The organism is Leclercia sp. AS011 (genome assembly GCF_037152535.1).
Classification (GTDB): domain Bacteria; phylum Pseudomonadota; class Gammaproteobacteria; order Enterobacterales; family Enterobacteriaceae; genus Enterobacter.
In genome coordinates this window covers 323,683-341,142 of record NZ_JBBCMA010000001.1, presented here as the reverse complement: position 1 = coordinate 341,142, position 17,460 = coordinate 323,683, and the positions used below count along the sequence as shown (strand labels likewise).

The following is a 17,460-nucleotide window of genomic DNA, read 5'->3' as shown; positions in this document are numbered from 1 at the left end:
GGATACGCAATGGGCGCTTATTTACTTCGTCGTTTACTGCTGGTGATCCCCACCCTGTGGGCGATCATCACCATCAACTTTTTTATCGTGCAGATCGCCCCGGGCGGCCCAGTGGATCAGGCCATTGCCGCCATCGAGTTCGGTAACAGCGGGGCAATGCCCGGCGGGGGCGGGGGCGATGAAGGGATGCGCGCCAGCCACGCCCGCACCGGGGTGGGCAATATCAATGAGAGCCACTATCGCGGCGGGCGCGGCTTGGATCCGGAGGTGATCGCCGAGATCACCCAGCGCTACGGCTTTGATAAACCGATCCACGAACGCTACTTCAAAATGCTGAGTGACTATCTGCGCTTTGATTTTGGCGACAGCCTGTTCCGTAGCGCCTCGGTGCTGCATCTGATCAAAGAGAGCCTGCCGGTGTCCATCACCCTGGGGCTGTGGGGCACCCTGATTATTTACCTGGTCTCGATCCCGCTCGGCATCCGCAAAGCAATGGACAACGGCAGCCGGTTCGATATCTGGAGCAGTACCTTCATTATTATTGGCTATGCGATCCCGGCGTTTCTGTTTGCCGTCCTGCTGATCGTCTTTTTTGCCGGCGGGAGCTACTTCGATCTCTTCCCCCTGCGCGGCCTGGTGTCGACCGACTTCAGCAGCCTGCCGTGGTACAAGAAGATCACCGACTATCTGTGGCACATCACCCTGCCGGTGCTGGCGACGGTGATCGGCGGTTTTGCGGCCCTGACCATGCTGACTAAAAATGCCTTCCTCGATGAGATCCGCAAGCAGTACGTGGTCACCGCCCGCGCCAAAGGGGTGAGCGAGCGGCGCATCCTGTGGAAACACATTTTTCGCAACGCCATGCTGCTGGTGATCGCGGGTTTCCCGGCCACCTTCATCAGCATGTTCTTTACCGGCTCCCTGCTCATTGAGGTAATGTTCTCCCTCAACGGGCTGGGGCTGCTCGGCTACGAGGCCACCGTCTCGCGGGATTATCCGGTGATGTTTGGCACGCTCTATATTTTCACCCTGATTGGCCTGCTGCTGAATATCCTCAGCGATATCTGCTATACGCTGGTCGATCCGCGTATTGATTTTGAGGGTCGCTGATGCCGCGCTTAAGCCCCATCAATCAGGCCCGCTGGGCTCGCTTTCGTCACAATCGCCGCGGCTACTGGTCGCTGTGGATCTTCGCCCTGTTCTTCGTCCTCAGCCTGTGCTCAGAGCTGATTGCCAACGACAAGCCGCTGCTGGTGCACTTTAACGATCGCTGGTATTTCCCGGTGGTGAAAACGTACAGCGAAAGCGATTTTGGCGGCCCCTTCGCCACCGCGGCAGATTATCAGGACCCGTGGTTGCAGGCCCAGCTCGACAAACACGGCTGGGTGCTGTGGACCCCGGTTCGCTTTGGTGCCACCAGCATTAACTTTGCCACCACGACCCCGTTCCCCTCTCCTCCCTCGGCGCAAAACTGGCTTGGCACCGATGCCAACGGCGGGGATGTGCTGGCGCGTATTCTGTACGGGACGCGGATCTCCATTCTGTTTGGCCTGATGCTGACCCTGTTTTCCAGCGTGATGGGCGTGCTGGCCGGGGCGATTCAGGGCTATTACGGCGGTAAAATTGACCTCTGGGGGCAGCGCTTCATTGAAGTCTGGTCCGGGATGCCGACGCTGTTCCTGATCATTCTGCTCTCCAGCGTGGTTCAGCCTAACTTCTGGTGGCTGCTGGCGATCACGGTGTTGTTTGGCTGGATGGCGCTGGTGGGGGTGGTGCGGGCCGAGTTCCTGCGCACCCGCAACTTCGACTACATCCGCGCCGCCCAGGCGCTGGGGGTGAGCGATCGCGGGATCATCTTCCGCCACATGCTGCCGAACGCCATGGTGGCGACCCTGACCTTCCTGCCGTTTATTCTGTGCAGCTCCATTACCACCCTGACCTCGCTCGATTTTCTCGGTTTCGGCCTGCCGCTGGGGTCGCCTTCACTGGGCGAGCTGCTGTTGCAGGGCAAAAACAACCTGCAGGCGCCCTGGCTCGGGATCGCCGCCTTTCTCTCCGTCGCCGTGCTGCTCTCATTGCTGATTTTTATTGGCGAAGCGGTGCGCGATGCCTTTGACCCGAATAAGGCGGTGTAAGATGACCCAGCCTCTGCTTCATATCGATGCCCTCTCCATCGCGTTTCGCCAGCAGGGCGAGCTGCGCACCGTGGTCAACGACATCTCCCTGCAAATCGATGCCGGGGAAACGCTGGCGCTGGTGGGGGAATCGGGCTCCGGGAAGAGTGTTACTGCCCTTTCGGTCCTGCGCCTGCTCCCTGCCCCGCCGGTAGTCTACCCGCAGGGCGATATCCTGTTTCACGGTCAGTCGCTGCTGCATGCAGACGAGCGCACCCTGCGCGGGGTGCGTGGTAACAAAATCGCCATGATTTTCCAGGAGCCGATGGTGTCGCTGAACCCACTGCACACCCTCGAAAAACAGCTCTATGAGGTGCTCTCCCTGCACCGCGGGATGCGCAAAGAGGCGGCGCGCGGGGAGATGCTCGACTGCCTTGAGCGCACCGGGATCCGCAACGCCGCCAAAAGGCTGGGTGATTTCCCTCATCAGCTCTCCGGCGGTGAACGCCAGCGGGTGATGATTGCCATGGCGTTGCTCACCCGCCCGGAACTGCTGATCGCCGATGAACCGACCACCGCGCTGGACGTTACGGTACAGGCGCAGATCCTGCAGCTGTTACGCGAGCTGCGCGACGAGCTGAACATGAGCCTGCTGTTTATCACCCACAACCTCAGCATCGTGAAAAAGCTGGCCGACCAGGTGGCGGTGATGCAGAACGGCCGCTGTGTGGAACAGAACCGCGCCGCGACGCTGTTAGCCGCCCCACAGCATCCCTACACCCAGCGGCTGCTCAACAGCGAGCCTGCCGGGGATCCCGTTCCGCTGCCTGATTCAGCGCAACCGCTGCTGAGCGTAAAAGCGTTATCCGTGGCGTTTCCGGTGCGTAAGGGCCTTCTGCGTCGGGTGGTGGACAACAAGCAGGTGCTGAACAACGTCAGCTTTAGCCTGCGCCCCGGTGAAACCCTGGGGCTGGTGGGCGAATCCGGCTCCGGGAAGAGCACCACCGGGCTGGCGCTGCTGCGCCTGATCGCCTCGCAGGGGGAAATTGAGTTTGACGGCCAGCCGCTGCACCGCTGGGATCGCCGTCAGATGCTCCCCGTCCGCCACCGGATGCAGGTGGTGTTTCAGGATCCCAACTCCTCCCTGAATCCACGTCTTAACGTGCAGCAAATTATTGAAGAGGGGTTGCGGGTGCATCAGCCCGAGCTCAGCCTGCAGGCGCGTGAAGAGGAGGTGATTCGGGTGATGAGTGAAGTGGGGCTGGATCCGCAGACCCGGCATCGCTATCCCGCCGCCTTTTCCGGTGGCCAGCGTCAGCGTATCGCCATTGCCCGCGCGCTGATCCTCCGCCCGGAGCTGATTATTCTGGATGAGCCCACCTCATCGCTGGATAAAACCGTGCAGGCGCAGATTCTGGCGCTGCTGAAGGATCTGCAGGAGAAGCACCGGCTGGCCTATATCTTCATCAGCCACGATTTACAGGTGGTCAGGGCGCTGTGTCACCAGGTGATTGTGTTACGTCAGGGAGAGGTGGTCGAACAAGGGGAGTGTCAGCGCGTGTTTGCCGCGCCGACGCAAGAGTACACGCGTCAGCTATTAGCGTTACGCTGACGCTCAGACAGGGGCCTGACCTGCTACGGATTCAGCGATCGCCACGCCGAAGTTTTTCAGGCGGCAGGTTGCCGCGAACTCGTCCTGGCTTTTCACGAACAGGCACGGCTCGCCTTCGCACTCCAGGACCGAGCTGTAAAGCTCAATATCGGTCAGCGCCTGGCTCAGCTTTTCCATTACCGGCCATGCGTTGCCCTCTTCCGGACCCAGCAGCTTGAGCGCCACCAGACAGTTATCGCTATTGGCGGCATTTTGCGGAATCGGTTCAACCTTCGAGCCTGCAAAACCCGCTGACCAGCGGTAGCTCTGCGGCAAGCGATGAATAATCGAGAGCTGTAATGTATTCACGTTTGTTCCCCGGAAGAAAATATACTTCACAATCTATTTACATTTATAGTAACACATCATTAAACACTTGCTCTGTTTTAGTAAGAAAACGCTTACACCCAGTTGTCACGGGCGCTGGCGTCTTGTTTATCAGGGCTTTTTATCAGTGTCTTAGCGCGTTGGCGGCGCTATATGTACCCGTTTCTGTGATCTAACACAACCTTTTTAACTACAAAGCTGTGACTATTTACACAAATAGATTTTACATAAAAGAAACAAACATAGCCTTAATGAAACCTGTTTTGATTGACCGGTATCAAAAAAGGGTCCCGCCGGGACCCTTTTTTGTGCGTTATTTCACCGCTTTTCGGGGTCGACTGGCGTAGAGGCAGAAAAGAATTGAGCCGGTAGCGCACAGGGCAATGGCCCAGAGCATCGGCCAGGCGGTGGTAAAGGTCGCCAGCGACAGCAGCGCCCCGACAATGGCACCAATCCCGAAACGGAAAGTGCCCGCCAGGGAAGAGGCCGTTCCGGCCATATGCGGGAACTCATCGAGGATCACCGCCATCGCATTGGACGACACCATCGAAATACAGCCGACAAAGGCCGCAATCCCCACCACCAGGGTCCAGAAGCCGACGTCGAAGAAGGCGGTGACTACCATCCATATCGCCATCACAAACTGGATCCACAGCCCGATGCGGAACATGTTCAGCGCTCCCACCCGGCGGACAAAGCGGCTATTAATCATGGTCAGCACAAAGATGAAGACCACGTTCAGGGCAAAGTAGTAGCCAAAGTGCTGCGGAGAGACGTGGTTAAGCTCGATGTAGACGAAAGGCCCGGCGCTGAGGAAAGAGAACATCCCGGCAAAGCTGAAGCCGCTGGCCAGCATATAGCTTAGCACCCGCTTATGGCGAAACAGTGAGGCAAAGTTGCCGAGCGTAGTGCGGATATGAAACTTCTGCCGATGCTCAGCAGGCAAGGTTTCTTTAATAAAGAAGAAGATCATCGCCGAGGCCAGCAGAGCCGCCAGCGCCAGGATCCAGAAAATCGCGTGCCAGCTGAACCACACCAGCACCGCGCCCCCGACCATCGGTGCCACCAGCGGCGCAACGGTGGTGACCAGCATGACGAAGGACATCATGCGGGAGAACTCTTCTTTTGGGTAGATATCACGCATCAGGGCGTTGATGACCACGCTGGCCGCCGCTGCCGCCAGGCCGTGGAAGAAACGCATCACGATCAGGTGATCGATGGACTGCGACATGGCACAGGCCGCCGCCGCCGCCGCAAACACCAGCGTCCCGCCCAGAATCACCGGTTTGCGGCCCAGGCTGTCGGCCATCGGCCCGTACAGCAGCTGGCCGAGGGCAAAGCCAAGGATATAGGTGCTGAGGGTCATTTGTGCGCTACCTGCCGGTACGCCAAATTGCTCAGCGATCACCGGCAGTGCGGGCAGATACATGTCGATAGACAGCGGCATCAGCATGGCCAGCAGGCCAAGGATAAAGACAATGCTTAACGACGAGTGTGGCCTGGTGGTCACAGTGAACTCCTGAGATTAGCGTGAAGAGAGGCCAACGCTGGCAATTTCTTCATCCGTCAACGGGCGGTATTCGCCTGGCGCAAGTTCCGGGTCGAGAGCGATCTCTCCGATCCGTTCGCGATGCAGACCGACAACGTGGTTACCCACGGCCGCAAACATGCGTTTTACCTGATGGTAGCGCCCTTCGCTGATGGTCAGACGCACTTCGGTAGGGGTGATCACTTCCAGCACGGCGGGTTTGGTCAGATCTTTTTCATTATGCAGCTGGACGCCATGGGCAAATTGTTCTGCCGTGCTGTCACTCACCGGCGATTCGAGGGTCACCAGATAGGTCTTCTCGCAATGGTGGCGCGGGGAGGTAATACGATGCGACCACTGGCCATCGTCGGTCATCAGCACCAGACCGGTGGTGTCGATATCCAGACGCCCGGCAGCGTGCAGCTTGTGCGCCACAGGCTCATCAAGGAAATAGAGCACGGTCGGATGATCGGGATCGTCGGTCGAGCAGACATAGCCTTGCGGCTTATTGAGCATGAAGTAACGCGGGCCGTTCTGCTGGGTCAGCGAATTGCCTTCATATTCCACCTGATGCTCAGGCTGGAGTTTGAACGCGCTGTCTCGCACAATATCGTCATCCACGGTTACGTGGCTGCCGCGAATCAGACGCGCAGCAATAGCGCGGCTTACGCCGAGTTGCTGAGCGATAAACTTATCAAGTCGCATGAAATAATTTTAGCCTTAAAGGTGCCAGGAGCCGGACGAGGCGCCCGGAAAAGAAGCAGTTAACAACAGCCCAGTATAACGGGCTCTGTGCGCCACTCAAGGGAAAAAGTTTCGTGGCATACTATATGCGAGATAACCAAGCTGAGTAACCATGACCTTTACACTTCGCCCCTATCAACAGGAAGCCGTGGACGCCACCCTCGCCCACTTTCGTCAGCATAAAGAACCGGCCGCCATCGTCCTGCCCACGGGGGCAGGCAAAAGCCTGGTGATCGCTGAGCTGGCACGGCTGGCGCGCGGTCGCGTGCTGGTGCTGGCGCACGTCAAAGAGCTGGTGGCGCAGAACCACGCCAAGTATCTGGCGCTGGGTCTTGAGGCCGATATTTTTGCCGCTGGGTTACAGCGTAAAGAGAGCCACGGCAAGGTGGTGTTTGGCAGCGTGCAGTCGGTGGCGCGCAATCTGGATAAATTTCAGAGCGAGTTCTCGCTGCTGATCGTCGACGAGTGCCATCGCATCAGCGATGACGACGACAGCCAGTACCAGCAGATCCTGACCCACCTGAAGAGCGTGAATCCGCAGATCCGTCTGCTGGGGCTGACCGCCACCCCGTTCCGTCTCGGTAAAGGCTGGATCTACCGCTTTCACTATCACGGGATGGTGCGCGGCAATGAGAAGGCGCTGTTCCGCGACTGCATTTACGAGCTGCCGCTGCGCTACATGATCAAACATGGCTACCTGACGCCGCCGGAGCGGCTGGACATGCCGGTGGTACAGTACGATTTCAGCCGGCTACAGGTGCAGAGCAACGGCCTGTTCAGCGAGGCGGATCTCAACCGCGAGCTGAAAAAGCAGGATCGTATTACCCCGCATATCGTCAGCCAGATAATGGAGTTTGCTGCCGAACGTAAAGGGGTGATGATTTTTGCCGCCACCGTCGAGCACGCCCGGGAGATCACCGGCCTGCTGCCCCCCAGCGAGGCCCGGCTTATCACCGGCGAAACGCCGGGCAGCGAGCGCGACCAGCTGATCGAAACGTTTAAGGCGCAGCAGTTCCGCTACCTGGTCAATGTGTCAGTGCTTACTACTGGCTTTGACGCCCCGCACGTCGATCTGATTGCCATTCTTCGCCCGACCGAATCCGTCAGCCTGTATCAACAGATTGTCGGTCGCGGCCTGCGTCTGGCCCCTGGCAAAACCGACTGCCTGATTCTGGATTACGCCGGCAACCCGCACGACCTATACGCCCCGGAAGTGGGTGCGCCAAAGGGGAAAAGTGACAACGTCCCCGTGCAGGTGTTTTGCCCCGGCTGCGGCTTTGCCAACACCTTCTGGGGCAAAACCACCGCCGACGGCACCCTGATTGAACACTTTGGCCGCCGCTGTCAGGGCTGGTTTGAAGATGACGAGGGCCATCGCGAGCAGTGCGACTACCGCTTCCGCTTTAAAAACTGCCCGCAGTGCAACGCCGAAAACGACATTGCCGCCCGCCGCTGCCGCGCCTGCGATACGGTGCTGGTGGATCCCGACGATATGCTGAAAGCGGCCCTGAAGCTGAAAGACGCGCTGGTGCTGCGCTGCAGCGGGATGGTGCTGGCTCATGGTACGGATGAGAAAGGCGAATGGCTGAAGATCACCTATTACGATGAAGACGGTGCCGATGTAAGTGAGCGCTTCCGTCTACAGACGCCCGCCCAGCGTACCGCCTTTGAGCAGCTGTTTATCCGCCCCCATACCCGCACGCCGGGGGTGCCGCTGCGCTGGATCAGCGCGGCGGACATCGTGCATCAGCAGCCGCTGCTGCGCCATCCTGACTTTGTGGTGGCGCGCAAAAAAGGGCAGTTCTGGCAGGTGCGCGAGAAAGTTTTTGATTACGAAGGCCGCTATCGCCGGGCCAATGAATTACGCGGATAACGGGACTTTTCATTGATGTGCGGGCCGTTTGAGTATAAAATGCCGCCCGCTTCACATCCGTGAGGCTGAACACTTACCTGCTGCTGGGTCGCCTGTAGCAGGAATAATATGTACAGAGAGAAATCAATGTTAACTATCAATGTAGAAGCACGTAAAGAGCAGGGCAAGGGTGCGAGCCGCCGCCTGCGTACAGCAAACAAATTCCCGGCCATCATCTATGGCGGCGAAGCTGCTCCGATCGCAATCGAACTGGACCACGACAAAGTGTGGAACCTGCAGGACAAGCCTGGTTTTTACGGCGAAGTTCTGACCCTGGTTGTTGACGGTAAAGAAGAAAAAGTGAAGGTTCAGGCTGTTCAGCGTCACCCGTTCAAGCCTAAACTGGCTCACATCGACTTCGTTCGCGCGTAATCGCTTACAGGTTGAGAAAAAACCCCGCATTGCGGGGTTTTTTTATGGCCGTTATTTACCGCCGGACGTACGACGCTGCAGCTGGTCGCGCAGGTTTGGCGGGGTGCCTTTAATGGTCAGCGTGTCGGTCGCCGGATCCCAGAAAATGCGCTCGCCCAGCAGCATGGCGTCAAAGTTAATGGTTAACCCGCCGCCGCTACCGGCAAATTTGGTGAGCTGACGCAGGGTGCTGCGATCCGCCGGGAAGCTCTCTTCCAGCTCGTAGCCTTTCTCTGCCGTAAAGTCCTGGAAACTCACCTCGCTGACACCCGCCAGCTCTTTGGACAGCGACTCCAGCTCGATCTCTTCCCCCGCCTGCAGCTGCTCGTTGCAGTAGGCGTACACCTGCTGACGCACGTTCTGGCGCTCGGATTTGTCCAGCTCGGCTTCCGCGGTGAAGTCATCCACCGCCTGCAGCAGGCCTTTGTTCTGCGCTTTGGCGTTCAGCCCTTCGCTGGCACCGAGGAAATCCATAAAGAAGTCGGCCACCTTGCGCCCTACCCGCCCTTTCAGGAAGGTCAGATAGCGGGTCGATTCCGGATTGGTTTCCCATTCGGTCAAATCGATACGCGCCACGATATCCGCGTGGTTGATGTCCAGATAGTGGGTGGAGCTGATATCCAGCTGCTCATTGACGCGCATGCTGCTTAAGTTGTTCAGCACCGCCACCAGCAGATACTCCACCGCCAGGTAACGATAGTGACAGAACAGGACGATCCCGCCATCGGCAAAGGGGTATTTCGCCAGCTCATCGCGCAGACGACCGGTAGCGGCCCGGCTGAAGGCGAGAAAATCCTCTTCGCCCTGACGCTGCAGGCGCAGCGCCTGCGCCAGTTCACTCTCTTCGCTGAACAGGCCGTAGGCTTTGTTTTTAGCGCTGTAAACCCGGTGCAGCTCCGCGATCATGTCGACGGCGGTAGGTGTAGGTTCCAGTAACGAATCGCGCAGCACCAGCTCAAGGGTTTGCTCATCACGCTTGATAAGCTGGTGCAGGGCAATCTGGTTGATATCCAGACTCATGATAAACTCTCCTTTTAGACCGGGCCGTATTCAACCACCCGCCAGTCATGTATGCAACCGAAGATAAAAAAGGGGAAAAAAAGCTGTTGCTACGGTAATATGTTGCCCTTTCCTCCACAAACAGATTTCGATTTATGCCACAACTCTCCCGCTATAGTGATGAACACGTTGAACAAATGCTCAGTGAGCTGCTCAACGTACTGGAAAAACATAAGGCACCCACCGACCTTTCCCTGATGGTTCTGGGCAATATGGTGACTAACCTTATCAATACCAGCGTTGCGCCGGCCCAGCGCCAGGCGATCGCAAAATCTTTCGCTCAGGCTTTACAGTCCTCGGTTAACGACGACCAGGCGCACTAAGGGAAACGAACGACAGTTTATGGTGACGAATCGTCAGCGCTACCGCGAAAAAGTCTCCCAGATGGTTAGCTGGGGGCACTGGTTTGCCCTGTTCAACATTCTGTTGGCGATGGTGCTTGGCAGTCGTTATCTGTTTGTCGCCGACTGGCCGACCACGCTTGCCGGGCGTATCTACTCCTGGATGAGCGTCATTGGCCATTTCAGCTTTCTGGTGTTCTCGACCTATCTCCTGATCCTGTTCCCGCTGACGTTTGTCGTCATGTCCCAGCGGCTGATGCGGTTTGTCTCCGCCATCCTTGCTACGGTCGGCATGACGCTTCTGCTCATCGACAGCGAGGTCTTTACCCGTTTCCACCTGCATCTTAATCCTGTCGTCTGGGAGCTGGTGATTAACCCCGACCAGAACGAAACGGCACGCGACTGGCAGCTGATGTTTATCAGCGTGCCGATTATTCTGCTGATTGAGATGCTGTTTGCCACCTGGAGCTGGCAAAAACTGCGCAGCCTGACGCGCCGTCGCCGCTACGCCAAACCGGTCGCGGCCCTGTTTTTTGTGGCCTTTATCGGCTCACACTTTATGTATATCTGGGCTGATGCTAACTTCTATCGGCCGATCACCATGCAGCGCGCGAACCTGCCCCTCTCCTATCCAATGACCGCCCGTCGTTTCCTCGAGAAACACGGCCTGCTGGATGCGCAGGAGTATCAGCGCCGCCTGATTGAGCAAGGTAATCCCGAAGCGGTATCCGTGCAGTATCCGCTCAGCGATCTGCGCTACCGTGATATGGGCCAGGGTCAGAACGTCCTGCTGATCACCGTTGACGGGCTGAACTACTCCCGCTTTGAGAAGCAGATGCCTGCGCTGGCGGAGTTTGCCGATAAGAACATCAACTTTACCCAACATATGAGTTCCGGTAACGCCACCGATACCGGGCTCTTCGGCCTGTTCTACGGTATTTCGCCGGGCTATATGGACGGCGTCCTGTCGTCGCGTATCCCTGCGGCGCTGATCACCGGCCTGAACCAACAGGGCTATCAGCTGGGGCTGTTCTCCTCTGATGGCTTCAGCAGCCCGCTGTACCGCCAGGCCTTGCTGTCCGACTTCTCCCTGCCGGCTACCCAGAGCCAGTCCGACGCGCAGACCGCCGGACAGTGGATCAGCTGGCTGAACCGCTATGCCCAGGACGATAACCGCTGGTTCTCGTGGATTGCCCTCAACGGCACCACCCTGGATGACAGCAACCAGAAAACCTTTGCCCGCCGCTATGCCCAGGCTGCAGGGAATGTGGATGCGCAGATCGCCCGGGTGCTGGACGCCCTGCGTGAATCCGGCAAGCTGGAGAATACGGTGGTGGTGATCACCGGGGGGCACGGGGTGCCGCTGGGCAACGAAGGCAATGATGTCGACTGGTCGCGCCCTCGCCTGCACGTTCCGCTGGTAATCCACTGGCCGGGCACGCCATCGCAACGCATCAACATGCTGACCGATCATAAAGATGTGATGACCACCCTGATGCAGCGTCTGCTTCACGTCAGCACGCCAGCGAATGAGTATTCCCAGGGGCAGGATCTGTTCAGCGCCACGCGTCGTCATAACTGGGTGACCGCTGCCAGCAACAACACGCTGGCCGTCACGACCCCAACCCTGACGCTGGTCCTGAACAGCAACGGCAGCTACAAAACCTATAATCCGCAGGGCGAGAAGCTTAACGACCAGACGCCGCAGCTCAGCCTGCTGTTGCAGGTGTTAACGGATGAAAAACGGTTTATTGCTAACTGATTTAAAATTAATCAGTTAGCCTGAACTGGCCTTGCATTAAACGTGGAAATGGGTAGTATAAATTTTCTGTTTCGGCACGTAGCGCAGCCTGGTAGCGCATCGTCATGGGGTGGCGAGGGTCGAGAGTTCGAATCTCTCCGTGCCGACCAAAATCCCAAAAAAAACCAACCCATAGGGTTGGTTTTTTTATGCCTGTCAGATTTCCGGAGTATGTTTGTACCCGGTCAGCATCAGCATCAGGCTCTCTTTTGAGTCCGCCGGGCTGAACTGATAGTGGTTGCCCTGACGGTCGCCACCGATATACCACGAGATCTCCGTCTTCCCTGCAGCCAGCGCTTTACGCACCGCCTTGTCGACATCCACCATCCGGTACTCACGCTTGTTGTTGAGATACAGGATCGCATCTGAGCTGTAATTGCAGGATGGCCGTTTTCTCCAGGTCAGGGTAGCGGGATCCCAGTCGTTGCTGGCTGGATAGAAGAAGATCTGATCCGCGCCGTTGGCTTCCACTTTCCCGCCATAGATGCGGATTTTGTACTTGAACAGAGAAGCATCCTGACCGGTCGGCAGCGCAGGGATCTTAAATTTCACCAGGCTCAGGGTCTCGACGTTACGGGTGCGGCCACCGTTTTTCCAGTTATCCTGGACTAACAGGGTCTGCGCCGTCGGCACCGGGGTGGACGGCGTCTCGCTGCTCACCCAGACGTTAGCCAGCGCCTTCGAATAGCCGTAAGGCACGTTGCTGCCGCAGTCCATGCCCTGATTCATGCACATCCCGGTCATAAAGCGGGCAGCGTCTTCGGTCCAGCCGTTGATAAAGTCGGCGTGGGCGGTATAGAGGCTGCCCCAGTGCTCCTCACGTACATCGCCATTCATGGTGGGGTCAAGCGACAGCTGCGCTTTAGCGGTATCCAGGGAGGTAATGCCGTGCAGTACGTAAGCCACGTTCATATTCACCGTCGGGATCTTCACCGGGAAGCCGGAAGGACACTGCCCTTTCACATCATAGGCCGCGTTGGCTATTCCGTGATGTGGCTTCAGGTTGATGCCGTCCCAGCAGTTGGGGAACTGGATGCCGATATTAAACTGCACCGCATCTTTGGCTTTTCTCAGGCCGCACACTTCACCGATTTTGTTGCTGTAGCCTTTGCCGTTGGCGCATAAAAAGGTGATCCGCGAGTTGGGTTTACTGCCGTGATGATCCCCCGCCACCATCGCCAGCCCGGCAGGGAGCGGGCTGAGCGGGTACTGATCGACATTACTGGCCTGATAGTAGGTTTTCTGATAGGCCGGCTTCACCACCGTGCCGTCCGGCAGACGCAGGGAGGGTGCCCAGTAGGCCGAACTGTCGGCTTTGTTATCGCAGGTGGTTTCTGGCTGCTGACGCAGGGAGGCGTAGGTTGAGTAAGCATCGGTGCGGGTGTTGCCAAAAAAGTCGTGCCACATTGCCTGGTTGGCCTGGCCGAACATCATCACGGCATCATCGCCCAGGGTGTGGTTGTAGGCGCAGACGACGTGCGCCTGCGGGCCGGCATGAGCGTAAAGTGACGGCAGCAGCAGAGCTGACGCCAGCGCGGTATACACTGTGGTCCTTTTCATAAATATCTCCTGGTAGAAAGGACCACATTGGTAACAAAACGGCGCTAACTCTCCGAATTATTTACGGAATACTTTTCCGCTATCGCCTGCTTTACAACGCCGCCGGACGCTTGAGCAGGTAAGCCAGGGTCACGAGGCAGATAGCCGCCCCGGCGTAGAAGGTGTACTCCGCGCCCCACGTCTCCCAGATAATGCCCGCCCCCAGGCTGGCAATCAGCAGCGCCACGCCGCTCACCATGCTGAACAGGCCAAAGGCGGTACCGCGCAGGTCGGCAGGTGCCGTTTTCGCAATCATCGCGGTCAGCAACCCCTGGGTCATCCCCATATGGATGCCCCACAGCGCCACGCCGAGGATGATCCCCGCCCAGTGGGTGGTCAGGGCCAGCACGATATCCGCAGCTATCAATACCGCCAGCCCCCACTGCAGCAGACGGGTGTGGCTCATGGCATCGGAGAGTTTGCCGAACGGATAGGCGGAAAAGGCATAAAGCAGGTTCATGGCGACCATCACCAGCGGGATCAGCGCCAGCGGAATACCGGACTGCTGCGCCCGGAGCACCAGGAATGCCTCGCTGAAACGGGCCAGGGTAAAGACCGCACCGAGGCCAATGACCCACCAGCAGCTGTTGCCGAGGCGTTTCAGGTTCTCTTTTTTAATCGGGTTGCTGCGTTTATGGGTGACGGGCGAGGCGGGTTCATGCAGGCCAAAAAAGAGCAGCGCGACGGCAAGCACGCCGGGGATAACGGCGATCCAGAAGATGGTGCGGAAATCATCGTTCCACAGCAGCATCATGCCGACCGCCAGCAGCGGGCCCAGAAACGCGCCGACGGTATCCATCGACTGCCGCAGCCCGTAGGCCGCTCCACGCAGTTCAGGCGGGGTAACATCAGCCACCAGCGCATCGCGGGGTGCGCCGCGGATCCCCTTCCCAACCCGGTCGATTAAGCGTGCCCCGAGGATCATCCCCGACGACGAGGCGATGGCAAACAGCGGCTTGCTGGCAGCACCCAGCCCGTAGCCCAGCAGCGCCAGCCCTTTGCGTTTTCCGAGATAGTCGCTGATAGCGCCGGAGAAGACCTTGATAATCAGCGCCGTGGCTTCCGCCAGCCCTTCGATAAGGCCGATGAAAATCACGCTGGCACCGAGGGTGGTCACCATAAACAGCGGTAACAGGCTATGGATGATCTCAGAGGAGATATCCATCAACATGCTGACGCCGCCAACGACCCAGACCCCTTTCGGGATCCGGCTTAGGGTAGAGAACCGGGAGAGCATGCCGAAACTCAGTGCTTATCGCTGCCGCCGAGGAAAAAGATCCCCAGCGGAATAGCCAGCAGAACGGTAAAGACCGTGCTGTAAACCAACACCATTGCCGATTGCAGAACGTACATGCTGGTGGTCCACGCCGTCAGCGGAATGTTGTACTGCTCAACCACGCCGACGATCGTTACACGCCCCACCCCAATCACCGCGATGAGAAATACCGTCAGCAGTGCCAGCAGAAATTTTTTCCCCGCCGGGGTGTTAAGTTTTTGGCGTACCATGCATTTATTCCTTCACAGATGAATAACAATGTTTGCCGCTCACCCTACCACGATCGCTCCCTTAGCACCAACTCAGAATTTAAAACCATAATAAAGGCAAATTATCAGTGATATAAACCAGATAAAAATAAAATAAAGGCAAAAAACACCAGTTATGGTAGTGTAGGCATGATTCGTTTGACATAAAAAGGAATGACTGTGAAAAACGCACCTAAAAGCATCGTCGCCCTGCTGGCGTTGGCCTCCGCCAGTGCCTGTGCCGCCCCTGCCGCTCAACCGCTTGAGAAAACGGCCCCGTATCCGCAGGCGGAGCACGGCATGAAGCGTCAGGTTATCGACCTGCCGGCGCAAAAAGATGAAGCAAATTATAAAGTTGAACTGCTGATCGGCCAGACGCTGGAAGTGGACTGCAACGTGCACCGCCTCGGCGGGCAGTTAACCAGCAAGACGCTGGAAGGCTGGGGCTATGACTATTACGTCTTTGATAAGGTCACCTCGCCGGTCTCCACCATGATGGCCTGCCCGGAAGGGAAAAAGACCGCCAAATTTGTAACCGCTAACCTGGGTGAGCACAGTCTGCTGCGCTACAACAGCAAGCTGCCGATTGTGGTTTATACGCCGGACAACGTTGAGGTGAAATACCGCGTCTGGCAGGCAGATGAGAAAATCGAAAACGCCGTCGCGCGTTAATAAAAAAGCCGGGTCAGATGACCCGGCTTTTTTGTATCAGAGCGCGATATCCGCCACCGGTTTGCTTTCCGGCTGGGATGTCGCCTGCGCCTGAGGCGCAACATCCGGTGCCTGCGGCTTTTCATACTTCAGCTGCAGCACGCGGCTGGTGTACTCCAGCTCCTGCTCGGTGGCATCAACGTTGCCGTTCAGCGCCGTGCCGTAGGACGGAATAATGGTCTTCAGCTTCGCCTGCCATTCCGGGCTGGCGACTTTATCTTTGAACACTTTTTCCATCAGATGCAGCATGATCGGTGCCGCGGTGGATGCCCCCGGGGATGCCCCTAACAGCGCAGCCACGGTCCCTTCTTTATCGCTGACCACTTCGGTGCCCAGACGCAGGACGCCGCCTTTGTCCTCATCACGCTTGATGATCTGCACGCGCTGGCCCGCCTGCCACAGACGCCAGTCCGCTTTCTTCGCTTCCGGATAGTACTCTTTCAGCGCCTCAAAGCGATCGTCATCGGAGAGCAGCACCTGGCTAATCAGGTACTTCACCAGGTCGAAGTTATCCAGACCCACATCCATCATCGGTCCGACGTTCGAGGTGGTGGTAGCACTCAGCAGATCCCACAGGGAACCGTTCTTCAGGAACTTGGTCGAGAAGGTGGCGAACGGCCCAAAGAGCACCACGCGTTTGCCGTCGAGGATACGGGTGTCAATATGCGGCACCGACATCGGCGGCGCGCCCACGGAGGCCTGACCATACACTTTCGCCAGATGACGGTTCACCACTTCCGGGTTTTCCGACACCAGGAACTGGCCGCCAACCGGGAAGCCGGCATAATTATCCGCTTCCGGGATGCCGGTCTCCTGCAGCAGCTTCAGCGCCGCGCCGCCCGCACCGATAAAGACGAACTTCGCCTTGATGACGTGCTCTTCTTCATTGTGCTTCAGATCGGCAACGGTCACGCTCCAGGAGTTGTCCGCGTTACGCTTAAAGCCGCGTACTTCCGTGCTCAGCGACAGGTTGAAGTTCTCTTTTTTCTGCAAAGAGCCCACCAGCTGACGAGTAATTTCACCGTAGTTCACGTCGGTGCCGATTTCGGTGCGGGTTGCAGCCACTTTCTGGTTCGGGTCACGCCCTTCCATCACCAGCGGCGCCCATTCTTTGATCTGGGCGTGATCTTCGGAATACTTCATGCCGCGGAACAGCGAGCTTTGCTGCAGGGCAGCATAACGACCGCGCAGGAAGTTGACGTTGTCGTCGCCCCAGACAAAGCTCATGTGCGGCACGGTGTTAATAAAGCTGTGCGGATCGTGCATCACGCCGCTGTTCACCTGGTGAGACCAGAACTGACGGGAGATCTGGAACGCTTCGTTGATCTCCACGGCTTTTTCGATACTGATGGAGCCGTCTTTTTTCTGCGGGGTGTAGTTCAGCTCCATTAAGGCCGAGTGGCCGGTCCCGGCGTTGTTCCAGCCGTTTGAGCTCTCCTGCGCCACGCCGTCCAGGCGTTCCACCATGGTCATGGACCAGTCCGGCTGAAGCTCCTGCAGATAGGTTCCGAGCGTGGCGCTCATGATCCCGCCGCCAATTAACAGAACGTCCGTTTCCTGATCCTGCGATGCCTGAGCCTTCGCCGCCATCGGGGCAGCACTAAGGCTTGCCGCCGCAGCCAGCAACAGGGCAGTCATTTTTTTCATAATTAATGCCTTCGTAATAAGCGTGTTGTTCGCTATTTATGCAGATGAAGTCGAGTGCGGCGCCACGGTAGCAATATTTAAATATTGTTTA

The 17,460-nt window shown here is 57.7% G+C and carries 16 protein-coding genes and 1 tRNA gene; 9 read left to right on the top strand and 8 right to left on the bottom strand.

The window, feature by feature from the left end; translation table 11 throughout:
- Positions 1 to 9 precede the first annotated feature (9 nt).
- Genes WFO70_RS01535 through yejF form a run of 3 tightly spaced genes read left to right on the top strand, consistent with a single transcriptional unit; the run spans position 10 to position 3,726 of the window.
- Complete coding sequence (locus tag WFO70_RS01535; protein WP_337014331.1) at positions 10 to 1,110, top strand: microcin C ABC transporter permease YejB; 1,101 nt, start codon at positions 10 to 12, stop codon at positions 1,108 to 1,110.
- On the top strand, positions 1,110 to 2,135 hold the full coding sequence (locus WFO70_RS01530; RefSeq protein ID WP_337014329.1) for an ABC transporter permease: 1,026 nt from the start codon (positions 1,110 to 1,112) through the stop codon (positions 2,133 to 2,135). Before WFO70_RS01535 ends, WFO70_RS01530 begins: the two co-directional genes overlap by 1 nt.
- A 1-nt stretch (position 2,136) precedes the next feature.
- The gene (gene yejF, locus WFO70_RS01525) at positions 2,137 to 3,726 is read left to right on the top strand and encodes a microcin C ABC transporter ATP-binding protein YejF (RefSeq protein WP_337014327.1); all 1,590 of its coding nucleotides are present in this window, start codon (positions 2,137 to 2,139) and stop codon (positions 3,724 to 3,726) included.
- A 3-nt stretch (positions 3,727 to 3,729) separates the two neighbouring features.
- Here the strand turns inward: yejF and WFO70_RS01520 are convergent, their stop codons facing one another.
- From WFO70_RS01520 to rsuA, 3 genes are all read right to left on the bottom strand, one after another.
- Positions 3,730 to 4,074 carry a YejG family protein gene (locus tag WFO70_RS01520; protein ID WP_337014325.1) on the bottom strand — a complete coding sequence of 115 codons (345 nt, stop codon included), beginning with the start codon at positions 4,072 to 4,074 and terminating at the stop codon, positions 3,730 to 3,732.
- A gap of 331 nt (positions 4,075 to 4,405) precedes the next feature.
- Positions 4,406 to 5,602, bottom strand: a complete 1,197-nt coding sequence (locus WFO70_RS01515) for a Bcr/CflA family multidrug efflux MFS transporter (protein WP_337014322.1) — start codon at positions 5,600 to 5,602, stop codon at positions 4,406 to 4,408.
- A 15-nt stretch (positions 5,603 to 5,617) separates the two neighbouring features.
- Positions 5,618 to 6,325 carry a 16S rRNA pseudouridine(516) synthase RsuA gene (rsuA, locus tag WFO70_RS01510; protein WP_337014320.1) on the bottom strand — a complete coding sequence of 236 codons (708 nt, stop codon included), beginning with the start codon at positions 6,323 to 6,325 and terminating at the stop codon, positions 5,618 to 5,620.
- A gap of 151 nt (positions 6,326 to 6,476) precedes the next feature.
- On the opposite strand from rsuA, the gene WFO70_RS01505 reads away from it, so the two are divergent.
- Together WFO70_RS01505 and rplY are read left to right on the top strand one after the other, a co-directional pair.
- Positions 6,477 to 8,237 carry a DEAD/DEAH box helicase gene (locus WFO70_RS01505; RefSeq protein ID WP_337014318.1) on the top strand — a complete coding sequence of 587 codons (1,761 nt, stop codon included), beginning with the start codon at positions 6,477 to 6,479 and terminating at the stop codon, positions 8,235 to 8,237.
- A gap of 126 nt (positions 8,238 to 8,363) precedes the next feature.
- On the top strand, positions 8,364 to 8,648 hold the full coding sequence (gene rplY / locus WFO70_RS01500) for a 50S ribosomal protein L25 (protein WP_337014316.1): 285 nt from the start codon (positions 8,364 to 8,366) through the stop codon (positions 8,646 to 8,648).
- A gap of 51 nt (positions 8,649 to 8,699) precedes the next feature.
- Here rplY and yejK read toward each other — a convergent pair whose 3' ends face one another.
- Complete coding sequence (gene yejK / locus WFO70_RS01495; RefSeq protein ID WP_337014314.1) at positions 8,700 to 9,707, bottom strand: nucleoid-associated protein YejK; 1,008 nt, start codon at positions 9,705 to 9,707, stop codon at positions 8,700 to 8,702.
- A 134-nt stretch (positions 9,708 to 9,841) separates the two neighbouring features.
- Here yejK and WFO70_RS01490 point away from each other — a divergent pair, with 134 nt between their 5' ends.
- The 3 genes from WFO70_RS01490 (at position 9,842) to WFO70_RS01480 (ending at position 11,998) form a co-directional block, all read left to right on the top strand.
- Positions 9,842 to 10,069 carry a YejL family protein gene (locus tag WFO70_RS01490; RefSeq protein WP_032612681.1) on the top strand — a complete coding sequence of 76 codons (228 nt, stop codon included), beginning with the start codon at positions 9,842 to 9,844 and terminating at the stop codon, positions 10,067 to 10,069.
- A 19-nt stretch (positions 10,070 to 10,088) separates the two neighbouring features.
- Positions 10,089 to 11,849, top strand: a complete 1,761-nt coding sequence (gene yejM / locus WFO70_RS01485) for an LPS biosynthesis-modulating metalloenzyme YejM (protein ID WP_337014312.1) — start codon at positions 10,089 to 10,091, stop codon at positions 11,847 to 11,849.
- A 72-nt stretch (positions 11,850 to 11,921) separates the two neighbouring features.
- A tRNA-Pro gene (locus tag WFO70_RS01480) sits at positions 11,922 to 11,998 on the top strand.
- A gap of 46 nt (positions 11,999 to 12,044) precedes the next feature.
- Here WFO70_RS01480 and WFO70_RS01475 read toward each other — a convergent pair.
- The 3 genes from WFO70_RS01475 to WFO70_RS01465 all read right to left on the bottom strand — a co-directional run bounded on the left by WFO70_RS01475 (position 12,045) and on the right by WFO70_RS01465 (position 14,993).
- The gene (locus tag WFO70_RS01475) at positions 12,045 to 13,448 is read right to left on the bottom strand and encodes a CBM96 family carbohydrate-binding protein (protein ID WP_337014310.1); all 1,404 of its coding nucleotides are present in this window, start codon (positions 13,446 to 13,448) and stop codon (positions 12,045 to 12,047) included.
- 91 nt (positions 13,449 to 13,539) lie between these two features.
- Positions 13,540 to 14,724: an MFS transporter gene (locus WFO70_RS01470; RefSeq protein WP_337014308.1), complete on the bottom strand. Its 1,185-nt coding sequence runs from the start codon at positions 14,722 to 14,724 to the stop codon at positions 13,540 to 13,542.
- A gap of 8 nt (positions 14,725 to 14,732) precedes the next feature.
- Positions 14,733 to 14,993 carry a DUF2534 family protein gene (locus WFO70_RS01465; RefSeq protein ID WP_337014306.1) on the bottom strand — a complete coding sequence of 87 codons (261 nt, stop codon included), beginning with the start codon at positions 14,991 to 14,993 and terminating at the stop codon, positions 14,733 to 14,735.
- A gap of 192 nt (positions 14,994 to 15,185) precedes the next feature.
- On the opposite strand from WFO70_RS01465, the gene eco reads away from it, so the two are divergent.
- The gene (gene eco, locus WFO70_RS01460; protein WP_337014304.1) at positions 15,186 to 15,683 is read left to right on the top strand and encodes a serine protease inhibitor ecotin; all 498 of its coding nucleotides are present in this window, start codon (positions 15,186 to 15,188) and stop codon (positions 15,681 to 15,683) included.
- 36 nt (positions 15,684 to 15,719) lie between these two features.
- Here eco and mqo read toward each other — a convergent pair whose 3' ends face one another.
- Positions 15,720 to 17,369, bottom strand: coding sequence for a malate dehydrogenase (quinone) (mqo, locus tag WFO70_RS01455; protein ID WP_337014302.1), 1,650 nt, complete (start codon positions 17,367 to 17,369; stop codon positions 15,720 to 15,722).
- Positions 17,370 to 17,460: the final 91 nt, after the last annotated feature.